We start from the raw sequence: 894 nt of genomic DNA on the forward strand, positions 1-894 counted from the left end.
CCGATATTGCAGCCCATGTGACGGCTGAAATGGAAGACGACGTGCTGTACCTGATCGGCTCCGGAAAAACGACTCAGGCGATTATGGATGACCTCGGGCTGGATAATACCCTGCTCGGTGTTGATGCGGTTTTTAATCGCGAACTAATCGCTGCGGATGTTACCGCAGCGGACATTCTGACCTTGCTGGATGATCATTCTGAAGCAGTCGCTATTCTGAGTATTATGGGCGGGCAGGGGCATATTATTGGACGCGGAAACCAACAGTTTTCACCGCACATTCTGCGGTGTCTGAGTAAAAAGAATGTCTGGCTGGTATCCACCAAAAGCAAATTGACTGCACTGCAGGGACGGCCACTGATCATAGATAGCGGTGACCCGCAGCTGGATAAAGAGTGGGCCGGTACCATGCAGGTGGTTACCGGCTACCATGATCAGGTGGTGTATCCGCTGATGTGATTTTTCATCCGCAGCGGGTTATTAATTAACGGTAAATTTTTCGACGATATTGTTCAGTCGTGTTGAAAGTTCAGCAAGGGCACGACTGGCCTGAGCCGCGTCACCGGCCTGTTCCCGGCTGGTTTCCGCCAGTTCATTTACTCTGACAACATTGCGGTTGATTTCATCCGCGGCATAGCTCTGCTGCTCAGCGGCGGTGGCGATCTGCGTATTCATGTCGCTGATGCTGTTAATGTTCTGGTAAATCTGTTGTAGAGCATTACTGGCTGCGCGCACTTTTTCAATGCCGGATTCAGCCCGCTCACGGGATTTAAGCACGGTATTCACCACATTACTGGTGCCTTTATTCAGTTCTGCAACCGTGTTACTGATGGATTCGGTGGATTCCTGCGTGCGTTGTGCCAGGGTCCGGACTTCATCGGCGACCACGGCAAAA

Annotated in this window: 2 protein-coding genes; one reads left to right on the forward strand and one right to left on the reverse strand. The window is 51.6% G+C overall.

Going from position 1 to position 894, the window contains the following annotated elements:
- Window positions 1-458, forward strand: a 458-nt coding sequence (locus B2Z72_RS15160) for an ATP-NAD kinase family protein (RefSeq protein ID WP_414716706.1), incomplete at its 5' end; no start/stop codon positions are given.
- Between the two features lie 21 nt (window positions 459-479).
- On the opposite strand, the gene B2Z72_RS15165 is transcribed toward B2Z72_RS15160, so the two are convergent.
- The coding region (locus B2Z72_RS15165) for a methyl-accepting chemotaxis protein (RefSeq protein WP_297005221.1) at window positions 480-894 on the reverse strand (415 nt) is incomplete at its 5' end.

This window comes from Thalassolituus sp. UBA6592, assembly GCF_002433655.1.
Lineage (GTDB): Bacteria > Pseudomonadota > Gammaproteobacteria > Pseudomonadales > Oceanobacteraceae > Venatoribacter.